The sequence below is a fragment of the Dysosmobacter sp. HCP28S3_G4 genome (assembly GCF_052065175.1).
Classification (GTDB): Bacteria; Bacillota; Clostridia; order Oscillospirales; family Oscillospiraceae; genus Oscillibacter.
In genome coordinates, this window is sequence record NZ_JBQHUP010000016.1 from 35,666 (window position 1) to 50,368 (window position 14,703).

Annotated in this window: 15 protein-coding genes; 6 read left to right on the top strand and 9 right to left on the bottom strand. The window is 61.6% G+C overall.

What is annotated here, in order from left to right; translation table 11 throughout:
- Nucleotides 1-22: 22 nt before the first annotated feature.
- The 5 genes from asnS to ACTNBU_RS05700 form a co-directional block, all read right to left on the bottom strand.
- Entirely contained in the window at nucleotides 23-1,417 is a 1,395-nt protein-coding gene (gene asnS, locus ACTNBU_RS05680; protein ID WP_441031669.1) for an asparagine--tRNA ligase, read from the bottom strand.
- A gap of 127 nt (nucleotides 1,418-1,544) precedes the next feature.
- The gene (locus ACTNBU_RS05685; RefSeq protein ID WP_441031671.1) at nucleotides 1,545-2,426 is read right to left on the bottom strand and encodes a hypothetical protein; all 882 of its coding nucleotides are present in this window, start codon (nucleotides 2,424-2,426) and stop codon (nucleotides 1,545-1,547) included.
- A 61-nt stretch (nucleotides 2,427-2,487) separates the two neighbouring features.
- The gene (locus tag ACTNBU_RS05690; RefSeq protein ID WP_441031672.1) at nucleotides 2,488-2,757 is read right to left on the bottom strand and encodes a hypothetical protein; all 270 of its coding nucleotides are present in this window, start codon (nucleotides 2,755-2,757) and stop codon (nucleotides 2,488-2,490) included.
- A gap of 38 nt (nucleotides 2,758-2,795) precedes the next feature.
- Nucleotides 2,796-3,632, bottom strand: a complete 837-nt coding sequence (locus tag ACTNBU_RS05695; protein ID WP_441031674.1) for a DUF3021 family protein — start codon at nucleotides 3,630-3,632, stop codon at nucleotides 2,796-2,798.
- Nucleotides 3,629-4,066 carry a LytTR family DNA-binding domain-containing protein gene (locus ACTNBU_RS05700; RefSeq protein ID WP_441031676.1) on the bottom strand — a complete coding sequence of 146 codons (438 nt, stop codon included), beginning with the start codon at nucleotides 4,064-4,066 and terminating at the stop codon, nucleotides 3,629-3,631. The genes ACTNBU_RS05695 and ACTNBU_RS05700 overlap by 4 nt, the downstream gene beginning before the upstream one ends.
- Before the next feature lie 203 nt (nucleotides 4,067-4,269).
- Here ACTNBU_RS05700 and ACTNBU_RS05705 point away from each other — a divergent pair, with 203 nt between their 5' ends.
- Both ACTNBU_RS05705 and ACTNBU_RS05710 read left to right on the top strand, forming a co-directional pair.
- Nucleotides 4,270-4,635: a DUF1294 domain-containing protein gene (locus ACTNBU_RS05705; protein WP_441031678.1), complete on the top strand. Its 366-nt coding sequence runs from the start codon at nucleotides 4,270-4,272 to the stop codon at nucleotides 4,633-4,635.
- A 28-nt stretch (nucleotides 4,636-4,663) separates the two neighbouring features.
- Nucleotides 4,664-5,509, top strand: a complete 846-nt coding sequence (locus ACTNBU_RS05710) for a BadF/BadG/BcrA/BcrD ATPase family protein (protein ID WP_441031679.1) — start codon at nucleotides 4,664-4,666, stop codon at nucleotides 5,507-5,509.
- Nucleotides 5,510-5,598: 89 nt separating this feature from the next.
- Here ACTNBU_RS05710 and ACTNBU_RS05715 read toward each other — a convergent pair whose 3' ends face one another.
- On the bottom strand, nucleotides 5,599-6,096 hold the full coding sequence (locus tag ACTNBU_RS05715; protein WP_441031681.1) for a dihydrofolate reductase: 498 nt from the start codon (nucleotides 6,094-6,096) through the stop codon (nucleotides 5,599-5,601).
- Between the two features lie 24 nt (nucleotides 6,097-6,120).
- Nucleotides 6,121-6,951 carry a thymidylate synthase gene (gene thyA / locus ACTNBU_RS05720; protein WP_441031682.1) on the bottom strand — a complete coding sequence of 277 codons (831 nt, stop codon included), beginning with the start codon at nucleotides 6,949-6,951 and terminating at the stop codon, nucleotides 6,121-6,123.
- 268 nt (nucleotides 6,952-7,219) lie between these two features.
- On the opposite strand from thyA, the gene ACTNBU_RS05725 reads away from it, so the two are divergent.
- Both ACTNBU_RS05725 and ACTNBU_RS05730 read left to right on the top strand, forming a co-directional pair.
- Complete coding sequence (locus tag ACTNBU_RS05725; protein WP_441031684.1) at nucleotides 7,220-8,107, top strand: AraC family transcriptional regulator; 888 nt, start codon at nucleotides 7,220-7,222, stop codon at nucleotides 8,105-8,107.
- Nucleotides 8,085-9,434 (top strand): MATE family efflux transporter, encoded by a 1,350-nt coding sequence (locus ACTNBU_RS05730; RefSeq protein WP_441031686.1) that lies wholly within the window; start codon nucleotides 8,085-8,087, stop codon nucleotides 9,432-9,434. The genes ACTNBU_RS05725 and ACTNBU_RS05730 overlap by 23 nt, the downstream gene beginning before the upstream one ends.
- 77 nt (nucleotides 9,435-9,511) lie before the next feature.
- Here the strand turns inward: ACTNBU_RS05730 and ACTNBU_RS05735 are convergent, their stop codons facing one another.
- Both ACTNBU_RS05735 and ACTNBU_RS05740 read right to left on the bottom strand, forming a co-directional pair.
- Nucleotides 9,512-10,627, bottom strand: a complete 1,116-nt coding sequence (locus ACTNBU_RS05735) for a DUF362 domain-containing protein (protein ID WP_441031688.1) — start codon at nucleotides 10,625-10,627, stop codon at nucleotides 9,512-9,514.
- Between the two features lie 298 nt (nucleotides 10,628-10,925).
- On the bottom strand, nucleotides 10,926-11,342 hold the full coding sequence (locus ACTNBU_RS05740; RefSeq protein ID WP_441031690.1) for a hypothetical protein: 417 nt from the start codon (nucleotides 11,340-11,342) through the stop codon (nucleotides 10,926-10,928).
- Between the two features lie 266 nt (nucleotides 11,343-11,608).
- Between ACTNBU_RS05740 and ACTNBU_RS05745 the strand changes: the two genes are divergently transcribed.
- Nucleotides 11,609-12,052 carry a DUF1934 domain-containing protein gene (locus ACTNBU_RS05745; protein WP_441031691.1) on the top strand — a complete coding sequence of 148 codons (444 nt, stop codon included), beginning with the start codon at nucleotides 11,609-11,611 and terminating at the stop codon, nucleotides 12,050-12,052.
- Nucleotides 12,053-12,167: 115 nt separating this feature from the next.
- Nucleotides 12,168-13,913, top strand: coding sequence for an arginine--tRNA ligase (argS, locus tag ACTNBU_RS05750; RefSeq protein ID WP_441031693.1), 1,746 nt, complete (start codon nucleotides 12,168-12,170; stop codon nucleotides 13,911-13,913).
- Nucleotides 13,914-14,703: the final 790 nt, after the last annotated feature.

A 14,703-nucleotide genomic window follows, 5' to 3' on the forward strand; every position in this document is an offset into this window, starting at 1 on the left:
GAAGTCCCCCTTGGAAATTTCTTTAAAACTCCGCGTTGCCCACGGTGCGGGGATGGGGCAGCACGTCCCGGATGTTGCTGACGCCGGTGAGGTACATCACCATCCGCTCGAAGCCCAGGCCGTAGCCCGCGTGCTTGCAGCCGCCGTAGCGCCGGAGATCCAGATACCACCAGTAGTCCTCTTTCCGCATACCCAGCTCCTGGATGCGGCTCTCCAGAATGTCCAGCCGCTCCTCGCGCTGGCTGCCGCCGATGATCTCGCCGATGCCGGGCACCAGGCAGTCCGCCGCGGCCACGGTCTTGCCGTCGTCGTTAAGGCGCATGTAGAAAGCCTTGATCTCCTTGGGATAGTCGGTGACGAACACCGGGCGCTTGAACACCTGCTCCGTCAGGAACCGCTCGTGCTCCGTCTGGAGGTCGGTGCCCCAGTCCACCTTGTAGTCGAACTGGTCGTTGTGCTTCTTCAGGATCTCCACGGCCTCGGTGTAAGTCACCCGGCCGAAGTCGGAGGACGCCACATGGTTCAGCCGCTCAATGAGGCCCTTGTCAACGAACTGGTTGAAGAAGGCCATCTCGTCCGGGCAGCGCTCCATGGTGCGCTTGATGATATACTTGATCATGGCCTCCGCCACGTCCATGTCGCCCTTCAGGTCGCAGAAGGCCATCTCCGGCTCGATCATCCAGAACTCGGCGGCGTGGCGCTGGGTGTTGGAGTTCTCCGCCCGGAAGGTGGGGCCGAAGGTGTAAATGTCGCCGAAGGCCATGGCGAAGTTCTCCGCGTTCAGCTGGCCGGACACCGTCAGGTTGGCGGGCTTGCCGAAGAAGTCCTGGGAGAAGTCCACGGTGCCGTCGTCCTTTAGGGGCGGATTCTGGGGGTCCAGGGTGGTGACCCGGAACATCTCACCGGCGCCCTCGCAGTCGCTGGCGGTGATGATGGGGGTATGGACGTAGACGAAGCCACGGCTCTGGAAGAACTCGTGGATGGCCATGGCCGCCACGGACCGCACCCGGAACACGGCGGAGAACAGGTTCGTCCGGGGCCGCAGATGCTGGATGGTCCGCAGATACTCCACGGTGTGGCGCTTCTTCTGGAGGGGATAGTCCGGCGTGGAGGGGCCGGCCACCTCGATGGCGGCGGCCTTCAGCTCCAGAGGCTGCTTGGCCTCCGGGGTCAGCACGATGGTGCCGGTGACGATGAGTGCCGCGCCCACGTTCTGGGCGGCGATCTCCTTATAATTCTCCAGGCTTCCGGCCTCCATGACCACCTGCAGGTTTCTGAAGCAGGAGCCGTCGTTCAGCTCGATGAAGCCGAAGTTCTTCATGTCCCGGATGGTGCGGGCCCAGCCGCCCACCGTGACTTCCTTGCCGGCATGGACGTCGCTGTCGGCGTAGATGGACGCGATCTTTGTGTAACTCATAAATGATTCACCCGTTTTTCTTGTTATGATGGAAGGGACGTGTATTTCCCGTACAAATGCAAATAGTATACTCCCTTCCGGCTGAATTTACAAGAGAGAACGGGATTTTTCCACCCCATTTTCCCACTCAGGAGATGGCCTCGGCGCCCACGGTATACCCGACCCAATGGCCGTCCCGGTCCCGGAAGGCGGTGCAGTCACAGAAGAAATAAGCCCCCGTCCCGGAACGCCACTTCTGCGCGTCGAAGGACACCGCCTCCTCCCCTTCGGGCAGGAAATACACATCGCCCTCCGTCTCCGTGACGGAGAACAGGCAGCCGTCCTCCCACTGATACCACGCCGCCGGGATGGGCTCCCCCTCCTCCGGTGCCAGGGTGCTGACGTGGGACGCGGTGAAATAGCCCTGCTCTGCCAGTTCCTGGAAGGTGCCGGTGACCGGCTCCCCGCTGTGGCGGGCGGCGAAGGCCCAGGCCACCGCCGACTGCTCGCTGTCCGTCAGACGGGTCCGGGACAGGTCCGCGCCGATATAGGTCAGGCCGTCGCTGTTGAGGCCGGGATCCACCGTCCACAGGTCCTCCAGCACGTCCAGATACAGGGCGCACAGGTCATTGAAGCCGTCGGGCAGAATGTTTACGGAGGTCACATTGGCGAACTGGGCGGGATACGTCTCCAGGATCATGCCGTCGTATGTGATCTCCGCCAGCGCCCCGGCGGTGAGATTTTCGTCGGAATCAGACGGCAGGTTTTCCGTCACCAGTGTATAGACGTCCCCCGAATCGCCGTTCTCCTTCGCCAGCAGCAGGACGCCGCCGTCCGCCTGAATGACCCGGAAGGTCTCCGTGACGCCCTCCGCCGCTTCGGTCCCACCGGCAGAGAGATCTTCTCCGGAGACGGACGCGCCCGCCGGGGCGCTTCCGCCGGTCTTCCCGGCGGTTTGGGCCGCCCCGCAGCCGCCCAGAATCAGGCACAGGCAGAAATAGATGCCCAGGAACAAACTCCACTTTTTCAAAAAGCATCAGCCTCCTCTGCCTGTATAGACGGCGGAGGAGGCTGGTTTGTTCCCAATTTCCCTAAAAATTAGCAGGCGGTCCGGAACCGCCGGGCTGCTCCGGCGTCCCACCTGTTGATCTCCGGCGGTCTTTTACAAAGAACGAGGCGACGAACAGGCCGCACATGGTCAGCACATAAAGGGCATAGCAGAGTCTCCACAGCTCAACTCCGAACTTGAAAGAGCCGATATAAACCGTCCTGCCCAGATTGGGCGCGGACAGCGTGCAGCCCACGCATATGACCGCGGCTGCAAGCATAGCCAGACTGACGCGCCGCAATGCCTCCCTCATTTCCGTGGTTCCTCCCTTTGACCGATCCGCCGCCTCTCTCACCCGCGCTTCGTCCGTTGGCGGAGCAGCGTCCCCAGCAATCCTCCCGCCAGAGCGGCGATGGCCGCCACCCAGACCTGGAACAGAGCGCTGGAGTTGTACAGCAGGAACACACACGGCAGCGTCAGCGCACCACAAAGAACCGGGTAGCACAGCCATAGCCGCCGGCACCGCTTCCCCAGAGATGCACTGCTGAAAAAGCAGAACAGCGGCAGAATGAGGAAAGGATAGAAAATTCCGGTCAGCACCGGCACGTCCCGGGCGTCCAATACCCGCAGCAGCCAGGGCAGCATCAGTTCCACGCCCACTGCCAGCAGCCCGTAGGGCACAGCCCTCCGCCAGACGGGACGCTCCGGCTCCTCCGGTAGGCCCACGCCTTTGCGGATGGCCCGGACATCCTGCCGCCAGCCCACATACCGCACTGCCCACATCAGCAGATAGCACAGCAACAGCAGCCCCAGTATGCACAGCCATGTCTCCCGGTAGGGGAACCACCGGCACTGGTATCCCACCAGTGAAAACACCGCCGCCGTCAACAGGAAGTGAACGCCCGACCAGATCCAGGTGTGCCGCTCCAGCCGGAAGGGCACTTCTGCCGTCTCCAGCACCGCACCCAAAAGGCCGGACCATAAAAACTGCACCAGGGCCGCCGTGACGGGATTTCCCCACTGTTCCACCATGGCGGCGGTCACCACCGGAACGCTGTTCCCCTCCTGTACCGGAAAGGCGAACAGTCCTCCCAACAGGAATACCAGATAGACCGCCGCCGCGCCGCAGGGAAATCCGATGCCCGCCCGGCGCAGCACTTCCCGGAAGAGTTCCTTGCGCTCGCTCACAATCCCAGCACCTCCCTGATCTTCTTCACGTACCGGCGGGAGACGTACACCGTGACGCCGCCGGTGAGGGTCATGCGGATGGTGCCGGTGAGGGACAGGTCCAGGGCCGTCACCTTCCGCAGATTCACGATCTCCGAGTGGGAGACCCGGACGAACCGGTCCCCCGGCAGCCGCCGCTCCAGCTCATACAGCCGCAGCCGCAGCTGATACGTCCCCGTCTCCGTCTGGGCGAAGACGCCCTTGTCCTCCCCGTAGCACCGCAGGATGTCCAGCGGGTCCAGAGGTGTCACCTCCGTTCCCCGGAAGCCGGGGAGCAGTCCCGCCCCCGGCTCCAGCCGGGCCAGCAGCTCCCGCACCTCCTCCGTGACGGCAGGCGCGTGGATCACCACCCGGACCTCCGGCTCCGCCGGGTCCAGCTTCACTTCCGCCTTCAAGCGCTCCGCCCCCCTTCTGCCCATAGTATACGGGGATTTTTCGCCGCCGTCCAGCCATTTCCGACGGATGGACGATATGGCCGGACCGTCGGCGGCGCTTTTGGTCAGTCCCCGGCCGGACAGGGTTGAAAACAGGGGGATTATCTGGTAGAATGACTTGTCCGGTTTTTCCGGTCAACCTGTTTTTATGCGGAGGTGCCGCCATGGTCACAGTTCTCGCCGTCTATCAGCCGGAGGCCCACAATGATTTCATCTGGGCCGTCCTGGGCTCGCCCTGGGGCTGGCTGGCCTGCTGGCTGCTCCTCATCAATATCGTCACCTTTTTTGTCTTCGGCGTCGACAAGCTGAAGGCCAAACGGAAGGAGACCCATGAAGCCACCCGCCGGGTGCCGGAGAAGACGCTGTTCCTGCTGGCCGCCATCGGCGGCAGCGTCGGCGCTTTGCTGGGCATGCGGGTCTGGCATCACAAGACCCTCCACAAGACCTTCCGCTTCGGCATCCCGGCCATTCTGATCTTACAGATCCTCATTCCCTTTGGCCTGTATCTGTACTGGAACGTCATCCGGTAACGGCGTCTCATCGACTGGAGGTTTTTCCATGGATATCATTCTCGGCATCGACATCGGCGGCTCCACCACCAAGATCGTGGGCCTGCGGCCCGACGGTTCCGTCCTGGCCATGCTCCGGGTGCGGGCGGAGGACCAGCTCACCTCCCTGTTCGGCGCCCTGGGCAATTTTCTCAACAGCAACCGTCTGTCCCTGAACGACGTGCGGCAGATCGTCCTCACCGGCGTGGGCGCGTCCTACGTGGAGGGGGACATCTACGGCATCCCCACCCGCCGGGTGGACGAGTTCTCCGCCAGCGGCACCGGCGCCCTGGCCCTGTCCGGGCAGGACGATGCCGTGGTGGTGACCATGGGCACCGGCACCGCCTTCCTGTACGCGAAGCAGGACGGCACGGTGCGCCATCTCTGCGGCAGCGGCATCGGCGGCGGCACCCTGGGAGGCCTGTGCCGGAAGCTGGTGGACATGGAGCGGTTCGGCCAGATCAAGAAGCTGGCGGCCCAGGGGGACCTGAACCACGTGGATCTGACCATCAAGGACATCTCCCGGAACGCCGCCGCGACCCTGGACCCGGACATGACCGCCGCCAACTTCGGCAATCTGGCGGAGGACGCCTCCCCCGCCGATCTGGCCGCCGGCGTGGTGAATCTGGTATTGCAGGCCATTGGCACCATGACGGTACTGGCCTGCCAGAGCTGCGGCGCCCGCACGGTGGTGCTCACCGGCTCCATGACCACCCTGGACCAGGCGGGACCCAATTTTCAGAACTTCGAGAAGCTCTACGGCATTCACTACATCATTCCGGAGAACGCCACCTTCGCCACGGCCATCGGCGCCGGACTGTGCAGTCTCCGGGACGGCGAAGGTCCGTCGGCATAAGGCCGCGGACCGTTCAAACCCCACACAGCGCGAAAAGTCCCGGCGGGAGTTCCCGCCGGGACTTTGTTCCGTTTCAGCTGCTGCCGGACTCACATGTTATTGTTTACATAATCAATGAACCGGTAGGTGACGCCGTTCTCCGTCACCGGCTCGCTGGTCTGCTCCACGCTCCAGCTGTGGAGCTTGTTCAGGTTGGGGAAATACGTGTCGGGATCGCCCGCCGTGGCGTCCACCTTGGTCAGGTAGACCCGCTTGCAGTGAGGCACCAGAGCGGTGTACACGCTGCCGCCGCCGATGACCCACACCTTTTCGGGGTCCTCCCCCTCCACCAGGGCCAGGGCCGCCTCGGGACTGTCCACCGTCTCCACGTCTTCCATGTGCAGGGCATGGTTCCGGGTGATGACGATGTTCCGCCGTCCCTTCAGGGGCTTGCCGCCGGGGAAGGAGTCCAGGGTCCTCCGTCCCATGATGACGGTGCCGCCCATGGTCAGGGAGCGGAAGTGCTTCATGTCTGTGGGCAGCGAGAACAGGAGTCCTCCCTCTTTGCCGATGCCCCAGTTTTCATCCACGACTACGATGGCGTTCATAAATCTGTATTCCTCCTCGATCGCTCAAATGGCAACAGGGATCTTCTCATCAAAGGCCGCGGGGGTATACCCCTCCAGGGCAAAGCTGTCCCGTGTGAACTGGTAGAAGTCCGTCACGGAACCGTCCATTCTGAATTCCGGCGCCGGGGACTGGGGCGCGGAGAGCAGCTTCTCCACGATGGGCACGTGCCGGTCGTAGATGTGGGCGTCCGCAATGACGTGGACCAGTTCGCCGGGCACCAGGCCGGAGACCTGGGCCAGCATATGCACCAGGACGGCGTACTGCGTCACGTTCCAGTTGTTGGCCGTCAGCATATCCTGACTGCGCTGGTTCAGAATGGCGTTGAGCACATTGCCGGAGACGTTGAAAGTCATGGACCACGCGCAGGGATACAGATGCATCTCGCTGAGGTCCGCGTGGTTGTACAGGCTGGTGAGGATGCGGCGGGAGGCAGGGTTGTGCTTCAGGTCGTACAGCACCCGGTCCACCTGGTCCATATCCCCCTCGGGATAGTGGTGCTTCACCCCCAGCTGATAGCCATAGGCTTTGCCGATGGAGCCGCTCTCATCCGCCCACTCGTCCCAGATATGGCCCCGCAGGTCACGGATGTTGTTGGACTTCTTCTGCCAGATCCACAGCAGTTCGTCCACCGCCGTCTTCCAGTAGGTCCGGCGGATGGTAAGAATGGGAAATTCCTGCCGCAGGTCATAGCGGTTGACGATGCCGAATTTTTTGACCGTATGGGCAGGCGTTCCGTCCTCCCAGTGAGGGCGCACCTCCTGCTCCGTATCCCAGACGCCGTTCTCCAAAATATCCCGGCAGTTCTGAATGAATACCTCGTCCGCACGGCTCATACGACAGCTCCTCTCCAAAATTTTTCAAAGATTTTACACCGTTATTCAGTATAGCAAAAAGGCACTGTCAATGCAATTCTCCGAATTTCATAAATTTTTGGGCGGAAGCGGCCTGAAAAACAGGATTTCGCCCATTGCGCCCTCTGGACGATTTGGTCAAATTCCATCGATTTTTCTCGGAATTTTCGTCTGTTTTCTGATTGTAACCTGGCGGAAAGTGCGGTAAGATATAGCGGCCGCAGCTGCGGCGAAAGGCGGTGGTCAACAGATGGGCGCAAATGCGGACAAACGGGGTTATCTATGCGAGGACTTCCGGCTGTTCCATTTGAAGGACAGCCGCGCCCAGCAGTTGGAGGATCATTACCACGAATTCGACAAGCTCATCCTGTGCCTGGGCGGACAGGTGACCTATGTGGTGGAGGGCGTCACCTACTTTCTCCGCCCCTGGGACCTGCTGTTGGTGGGACGGGGCTCCATCCATCGGGTGGCCATCGATCCCTCCGCCCCCTACGAGCGGGTGGTGGTCTGGCTGGGCCGGGACTGGCTGGAACGCCGGGGCGGCTCCGACACGAATCTGGCCGCCTGCTTCGAGCTGGCCCGGCAGCGGAATTTCCACCTGCTGCGTCTGGATCCGGAGCAGAAGCTGCGCTATATGGCCGCCATCCAGGAGTTGGAGGAGGCTCTGCGCTCCCGGGAATTCGGCGGCGCTCTGCTGGCGGACACCCTTTGCCAGCAGCTTCTGATCCAGGTAAACCGAGACATTCTCAAGGACCGGACCGCGGAGCAGACGGATTCCTACCGGGTGGACCCCAAGATGGAGGCTGTCCTGCGCTATATCGGCGCCCATCTGACGGACCGGCTGGATGTGGACACCCTGGCGGGGCAGTTCTACCTGTCCCGGTACTATCTGATGCACCGGTTCAAAGCCGTCACCGGCTACACCGTCCACCAGTATATCAACCAGAAGCGTCTGCTGCGGGCGGGAGAGCTGATCCGCAGCGGCGTGCCGGTGATGAAGGCGGCCGAGCAGTCCGGCTTCCAGGAATACTCCACCTTCCTGCGGGCCTTCCAGAACACATTTCACGCCAGTCCCCGGGCCTTTTACGGGCAGTCGGACATGAAAGAGGAACTCCATGCAGTCAGAGACATCGATTGAATTTTCCAACAGGGACCTGCGAAAGCTGATCATTCCGCTGGTCATTGAGCAGCTGCTGGCCATCACCGTGGGTCTGGCGGACTCCATGATGGTGGCCCGGGTGGGCGAGGCGGCGGTATCTGCCGTGTCCCTGGTGGACTCGGTGAACGTCCTTCTGGTCAGTGCCTTCGCGGCGCTGGCCACCGGCGGCGCCGTTGTGGCGGGCCAGTATCTGGGCCGCCGGGAGATGGAGAAGGCCAACCACTCCGCCCAGCAGCTCTTTCTGTTTATGGGAGAGTGTGCGCTGGTCATCACGGCGCTGCTGTATCTTCTGAAGGGCTTCATCCTCCATGTGGTGTTCGGCGCCATCGAGGCCGACGTGGCCGCCTATGCCAACACCTATTTTATGATCGTGGAATCGTCCACGTTCTTTCTGGCCATCTACAACGCCGGCGCCGCGCTGTTCCGGGTCATGGGCAACTCCAACATCTCCATGGTCGTCTCCCTGTTAATGAACGGCATCAACGTGGCCGGCAACGCCATCCTGATCTTCGGCTTCCACATGGGCGTGGCCGGTGTGGCCATCCCCACGCTGGTGTCCAAGATCGTGGCGGCGGTCCTGATGGTGGTGCTGCTGTTCCGGAAGGATCTGGTGCTGCACCTGTCCCGGCCCTTCTCCTTTCGTCATGAGCGAAGCATGATCCGCAACATCCTGTACATCGGCGTTCCCAACGGCATTGAGGGCAGCATGTTCCAGCTGGGCAAGCTGATGCTGCTGTCGGCGGTGACGGTGTTCGGCACCGCCTCTGTGGCGGCCAACGCCATCGGCAACATCGTCGGCACCTTCCAGTGCATGGCGCCTCAGTCCATCGGCCTCGGCATGGTGACGGTGGTGTCCCGGTGCGTGGGCGCCGGAGACATGAAAAAGGCCCGCTTCTACACCCGGAAGCTGATGAAGTGGGGCTATGCATCCATGCTGCTGACGAATCTGCTGATCTTCGCCCTGATGCCGGTGATCCTCTGGATCTACGGCCTGTCTGAGGAGACCAACGCCTACGCCCGGGTCATTCTGTTCTCCCACGGCGGCGTGGGCATCCTGCTGTGGCCCCTCGCCTTCCAGCTGCCCCAGACTCTGCGGGCCGCGGGAGATACCCGTTTTACCATGACCGTCTCCTCCCTGTCCATGTGGATCTTCCGGGTGATCTTCGGCGTCTGGTTCGCCCGCGGTCTGGGATTCGGTGTGCTGGGTATCTGGTTCGCCATGTACATCGACTGGGTCTGCCGGACCGTCTTCTTCGTGGCCCGCTACCGGGGCCGCCGGTGGGAGCTGAAGGGTCTGAAAGCGTGACCGCTCTCCCCCGATATATGACCAAAAGCTCCCCGGACGGCAATTGCCGTCCGGGGAGCTTTTGCAGACTCCTGGTCTTAAATCCTGATGAGCTCATACTGCCGGGTGCCGATGCCCAGCTTTTCGCCGTGCTCCAGAGCCACCTGCCACCGGGTGTCCGGATGGACGGCGTGGAGGTGGTCGTGGTCCTCGTGGTCGCAGCCCTCGTCAAACAGGGCGGAGCCGGGCAGGGCGGGCTGGGCGTTGACGGCATCGGCGCAGGCCTGGTCCAGTGCCACGGGATCAAAGGAGGCGAACATGCCCACGTCCGGGGTGATGGGGGCGTCGTTCTCCGCGTGGCAGTCGCAGTTGGGGGACATATCCCGGGCCAGGGCGATGTGGAAGCAGGGCCGGCCGTCCACCACGGCCTTGGTGTACTCGGCGATCTTGCAGTTCAGGATGTCCAGCACCTCGTCGCAGCCCACCTGAATCGCGTCCTTGGGGCACAGGGCCAGACAGCGGCCGCAGCCCACGCACCGGTCGTGGTCGATGGTGCACTTGCCGTCGGCGATCAGCGGCGCACCGTGGGCGCAGATTTTGGCGCAGGCCCCGCAGCCAATGCACTTCTTCTGCTTCACGAAGGGCTTGCCTGCGCTGTGCATCTCCATCTTGCCGGCCCGGCTGCCGCAGCCCATGCCAATGTTCTTCAGACAGCCGCCCATGCCGGTCTGCTCATGGCCCTTGAAGTGGGTCAGGGAGATGAACACGTCGGCGTCCATGATGGCCCGGCCGATCTTGGCGGACTTGACGTACTGTCCGCCCTCCACCGGCACCTCCACGTCGTCGCTTCCCTTCAAACCGTCGCCGATGAGGATGTGGCAGCCGGTGACGTAGGGAGTGAAGCCATCCTGATAGGCGGACTCCAGATGGTCCAGGGCATTCTTCCGACCGCCTACATACAAGGTGTTGCAGTCGGTGAGGAAAGGCTTGCCGCCCTTTTCCTTCACCATATCCGCCACCACCCGGGCCCACTGGGGCCGGAGGTACGCCAGGTTCCCCGGCTCGCCGAAGTGCATCTTGATGGCCACGTACTTGCCGTCCATGTCAATGGTGTCAAAGCCCGCCGTCCGCATGAGACGGGCCAGCTTCTGCGGCAGATTCTCCCGCCAGTCGGCGCGGAAATCCGCAAAATAGACCTTCGCTTTCTCCTCCATAACGCTCCTCTTTTCTGCTTATGTAAAAATGATCGATTAAGAAAAAAGCCCCTCAAAAAAGGAAGAGGGGCCAGGGGGAAACCATAGGTTTCCCCCGGTTTGTTTGCCTCCGGGCAAACAAAGATGCCATAATCATTTTTCCGGCGACACCCTCCAGAGGGGCTTCTCTTGCCCCTGCGGGGCAATTCACCTTCTGTGCGGCGGAAAAATACCGAGACCCCAGCCGCCCTGGGCGGCACCACTCCGCAGACTGGTGGCGGGGATTCTAAAGGGGGAGCCTGCTCCCCCTTTACTCGCTTTACTCATCATCCAGATCCACCGAGATATGATCCGTCCCGTGCTGGTCGAATTCGTCCAGATACGTGTCGATGCGCTCCATGAGCTGCTCGTAGTTCTCCCGTGTCAGGGGCTCGCCGTCCATGTCCCGCAGGGCCATCTCCTCCGCCAGGATCTCGTAAAACGCCACATCCTCGTAGTCCGCGATGGCCTCATGGATGCCGCCGTCGGCAAAGGCCCGGGACGGGATGATCTCTCCGTCCAGCAGCTCCACCAGCTTCTTCATGCCGTGGGCCGGCGCGTGGGAGAAGATCAGACTCTCCACTTGGTCATATTCCCGGATGCGGTCATTCTCCCGGGCGGAATTCATCACCCAGTTCCCTACGTACACCAAATCCAGCAGATACCGGTACTGCTGTTCCGTCAATTCAATATTCATGGACTTCAGACACCTCCGATCCAGTCGTCCAGGCAATGGTTCTTGCGCATGTTTTTGATACTCGAGAGGATTATAGCAAACTCTCCATAAAAAAGCTATACTCTTTCGGCGAGAAATTGCCGCAAAAATTTTGAAAAGCCGGAAAAATCGTCTTGCGACCCCCGCTCTGCCATAGTATAATATATTATTTGTAACGGCCATTGTTTCCGTGGCCGCCCTCCCCATTTCTCCGGGAGGATCTGCACAGCAGCATAGGAGGGTTGACTTTGACGAACACCGACACCAAGACCATTCCCGTCATCCTGACGATCCGGGCCATCCAGAATTTCGACGGCACCGACGGCGACCACTCGGAGCTGATGACCGAGGGGACCATGACCGTCACGGAGGAGGGCTTCCTGCTGTCCTACGAGGAGACGGCCCTCACCGGCCTGGATGGGACCACCACCACCTTCACGGTGAAAGACGGTCAAGTGGTGCTGACCCGCACCGGCAAGGTGAACTCCCAGATGGTATTCCAGGAGGGCTGCCGCCACACCTCCCTGTATGAGACGCCCTTCGGTGCCCTCAGCGTGGACATCCAGACCAGCCGTCTCCGATGCAGCCTGACAGAGCGTGGCGGCCTGCTGGACATCCGGTACTCCATCGCCATCCAGCACACCGCCACCGGACAGAACGCCTTCCGCATCCGGGTACGGACGAAAAATTAAGAATCAGGAATGAGGAATGAGAAATTGGCCGCTGCTAAATTCCTGATTCTCAACTCCCGGTTCTTAATTCCTAACTCCTAATTCCTAATTCCTAATTAAAAAGAGGGGTATTCATATGATTAACATGATCCAGAACGCAAAAGACCAGGCCGCCAGCCTGACCATGGCCGCTTATCAGGCCGCCGCGGCCGCCGGAAAGCTCCCCCAGGCGGAGGTCAAGACCGCTCCCGTAGAGATCCCCAAGGACACCCGGAACGGCGACTTCACCACCACCTTCGCTCTGTCCGCCTCCAAGGCCCTGCGGATGCCGCCCCGGAACATCGCCCAGATCCTGCTGGAGCATCTGGACCTGGAGGGCAGCTACTTCGCCTCCGCCGAGATCGCCGGCCCCGGCTTCCTGAACTTCCGTCTGAACCGCACCTGGTACCGGGACGTGCTGGCCGCCGTGGAGTCCGAGGGCCCGGACTACGGCACCGCCGGAAACCTGAAGGGCCAGAAGATCATGGTGGAGTTCGTCTCCGCCAACCCCACCGGCCCCATGCACATGGGCAATGCCCGTGGCGGCGTGCTGGGCGACACCCTGGCCTCCGTGCTTTCCGCCTGCGGTGCCGACGTCACCCGTGAGTTCTACGTCAACGACGCCGGTCACCAGATCGACAAGTTCGCCCAATCCCTGGAAGCCCGGTATCTCCAGATCATCAAGGGCGAGGAGAATGTCCCCTTCCCCGAGGACGGCTATCAGGGCGTGGACATCAAGGAGTTGGCCCAGGCCTACTATGACGCCAATGGGGACAAGCTGCTGAACGCCCCCGAGACGGAGCGGCGGGACACCCTGGCCCAGTACGGTCTCAGCGTGAACCTGCCCAAGATGAAGTCCGACCTCCAGCGCTACAAGATCAACTACGACGTGTGGTTCTTCGAGTCCTCCCTCCATGAGAGCGGCTTTGTGGCCGACACGGTGCAGCTTCTGACGGACCGGGGCTGGACCTATGAGAAGGACGGCGCCCTGTGGCTGAAGACCGCCGAGATCCTAGCGGAGAACCTGCGGAAGGCGGGCAAGTCCGAGAAGGAGATCGAGAAGCTGGACCTGAAGGACGACGTGCTGCGCCGGGGCAACGGCTTCTACACCTACTTTGCAGCCGACATCGCCTATCACCGGAACAAGTTCGGCGTCCGCGGCTTTGACCGGGTCATCAACATCTGGGGCGCCGACCACCACGGCCACGTGGCCCGTCTGAAGGGCGCCGTGGACGCTCTGGGTCTGGACGGCACCAACCGTCTGGACGTGGTGCTGATGCAGCTGGTGAAGCTGCTGCGGGACGGCGAGGTCGTTCGGATGAGCAAGCGCACCGGCAAGGCCATCTCCCTGTCCGATCTGCTGGACGAGGTGCCCGTGGACGCCGCCCGGTGGTTCTTCAACGCCAAACCGGACACTCAGATGGAATTCGACCTGGGCCTGGCGGTCCGGGAGGACTCCGAGAATCCCATCTACTACGTGGAATATGCCCATGCCCGTATCTGCTCCCTGCTGCGGGCCATGGAGGCGGAGCACATGACCGTCCCCGCTGTGGCGGACGTGGACATGGACCTGCTGCCCGGCGAGGCCGAGGAAGCCCTCATCAAGCAGCTGGCCCAGTACTGCGAGGAGATCCGTCTGGCGGCCCGGGACTACGATCCCAGCCACATCAACCGCTGCCTCCAGGAGCTGGCGGCCTGCTTCCACCGGTTCTACACCGCCTGCCGCATCAAGGGCGAGGAGCCCCAGGTGGCCGCAGCCCGTCTGAAGCTGGCGGACTGCGCCCGGATCGTGCTGAAAAACGGTCTGAAGCTCATCGGCGTGGACGCGCCGGAGAAGATGTAACCGGAAAACAGGGGGGCGGCGGATGCCGCCCCCTTTGTTTTGCGCCCCGTCCCGGAGTGCAGGAGGAGTGCCGGGGAAGCCCGAAGGCTTGCGGCTCCGCCGCGGGGCAACACCCCCATTCTCTTTTTCCTGGAGAGGAAAAAGAGAATGCGCCTTTTGATGGTGTAAGAGAAAAAGGCTCTGGCGGCGGCATTCCGGGCTTCGCCCGGAACGGGCGCGGCGCCTGTTACGGGGGTTTGGACTGGTAGTAGTCGTGAGCTTGGACTCCTATGTTCGGTCTTGGCTACAGTAGAAACTCCGGGTCCCGCCCGGATGCTCTGCCGTTCTCTTTTTGCTGCCGCAGCCCGGTGGTTGCGGAAGACTGGCAATGAATGGTGCCCAGCTATCCCAAACTGCCAATGTGCGGCAGCAAAGGAGAAGCAGAGTGCATCCGAAAATAGCCCCAGTTATTGAAAAAACCATATGTGGTTGAGTGGTCCAAGCCACCGGCCATTACCGGACCAAAACCCCCGTAACAGGCTGGGCATTTCAAACTGCGTTTGAAATGCCCAGCCTGTCGAAAAAACCGGTTGCGCAATTAGGCGGCAACCGGGTTTTCAGCACATATTCGGGAAAATAGAATCGAAAATAGGAAATGGGCAGAGTCATTCCATTTCCACCTTGCCATTTTTTTGAGGTTCGGGTCTGTCCCAAATTCTGTGTAAACACCGAAATGCGGTGCAAATAGAGCAAAATATATTCAAGGTGGAAGTGGTGCAAGCTGCTGCCGCCTTGTTTTCAAAATAACAGT

Excerpts from the sequence above, each read along its gene's own strand:
- argS (WP_441031693.1), top strand. The coding sequence starts at position 12,168 with ATGATTAACATGATCCAGAACGCAAAAGACCAGGCCGCCAGCCTGACC.
- ACTNBU_RS05725 (WP_441031684.1), top strand. The coding sequence starts at position 7,220 with ATGGGCGCAAATGCGGACAAACGGGGTTATCTATGCGAGGACTTCCGG.
- asnS (WP_441031669.1), bottom strand. The coding sequence starts at position 1,417 with ATGAGTTACACAAAGATCGCGTCCATCTACGCCGACAGCGACGTCCAT.
- ACTNBU_RS05715 (WP_441031681.1), bottom strand. The coding sequence starts at position 6,096 with ATGAACGCCATCGTAGTCGTGGATGAAAACTGGGGCATCGGCAAAGAG.
- ACTNBU_RS05690 (WP_441031672.1), bottom strand. The coding sequence starts at position 2,757 with ATGAGGGAGGCATTGCGGCGCGTCAGTCTGGCTATGCTTGCAGCCGCG.
- ACTNBU_RS05735 (WP_441031688.1), bottom strand. The coding sequence starts at position 10,627 with ATGGAGGAGAAAGCGAAGGTCTATTTTGCGGATTTCCGCGCCGACTGG.
- ACTNBU_RS05705 (WP_441031678.1), top strand. The coding sequence starts at position 4,270 with ATGGTCACAGTTCTCGCCGTCTATCAGCCGGAGGCCCACAATGATTTC.
- ACTNBU_RS05710 (WP_441031679.1), top strand. The coding sequence starts at position 4,664 with ATGGATATCATTCTCGGCATCGACATCGGCGGCTCCACCACCAAGATC.
- ACTNBU_RS05740 (WP_441031690.1), bottom strand. The coding sequence starts at position 11,342 with ATGAATATTGAATTGACGGAACAGCAGTACCGGTATCTGCTGGATTTG.
- ACTNBU_RS05730 (WP_441031686.1), top strand. The coding sequence starts at position 8,085 with ATGCAGTCAGAGACATCGATTGAATTTTCCAACAGGGACCTGCGAAAG.
- thyA (WP_441031682.1), bottom strand. The coding sequence starts at position 6,951 with ATGAGCCGTGCGGACGAGGTATTCATTCAGAACTGCCGGGATATTTTG.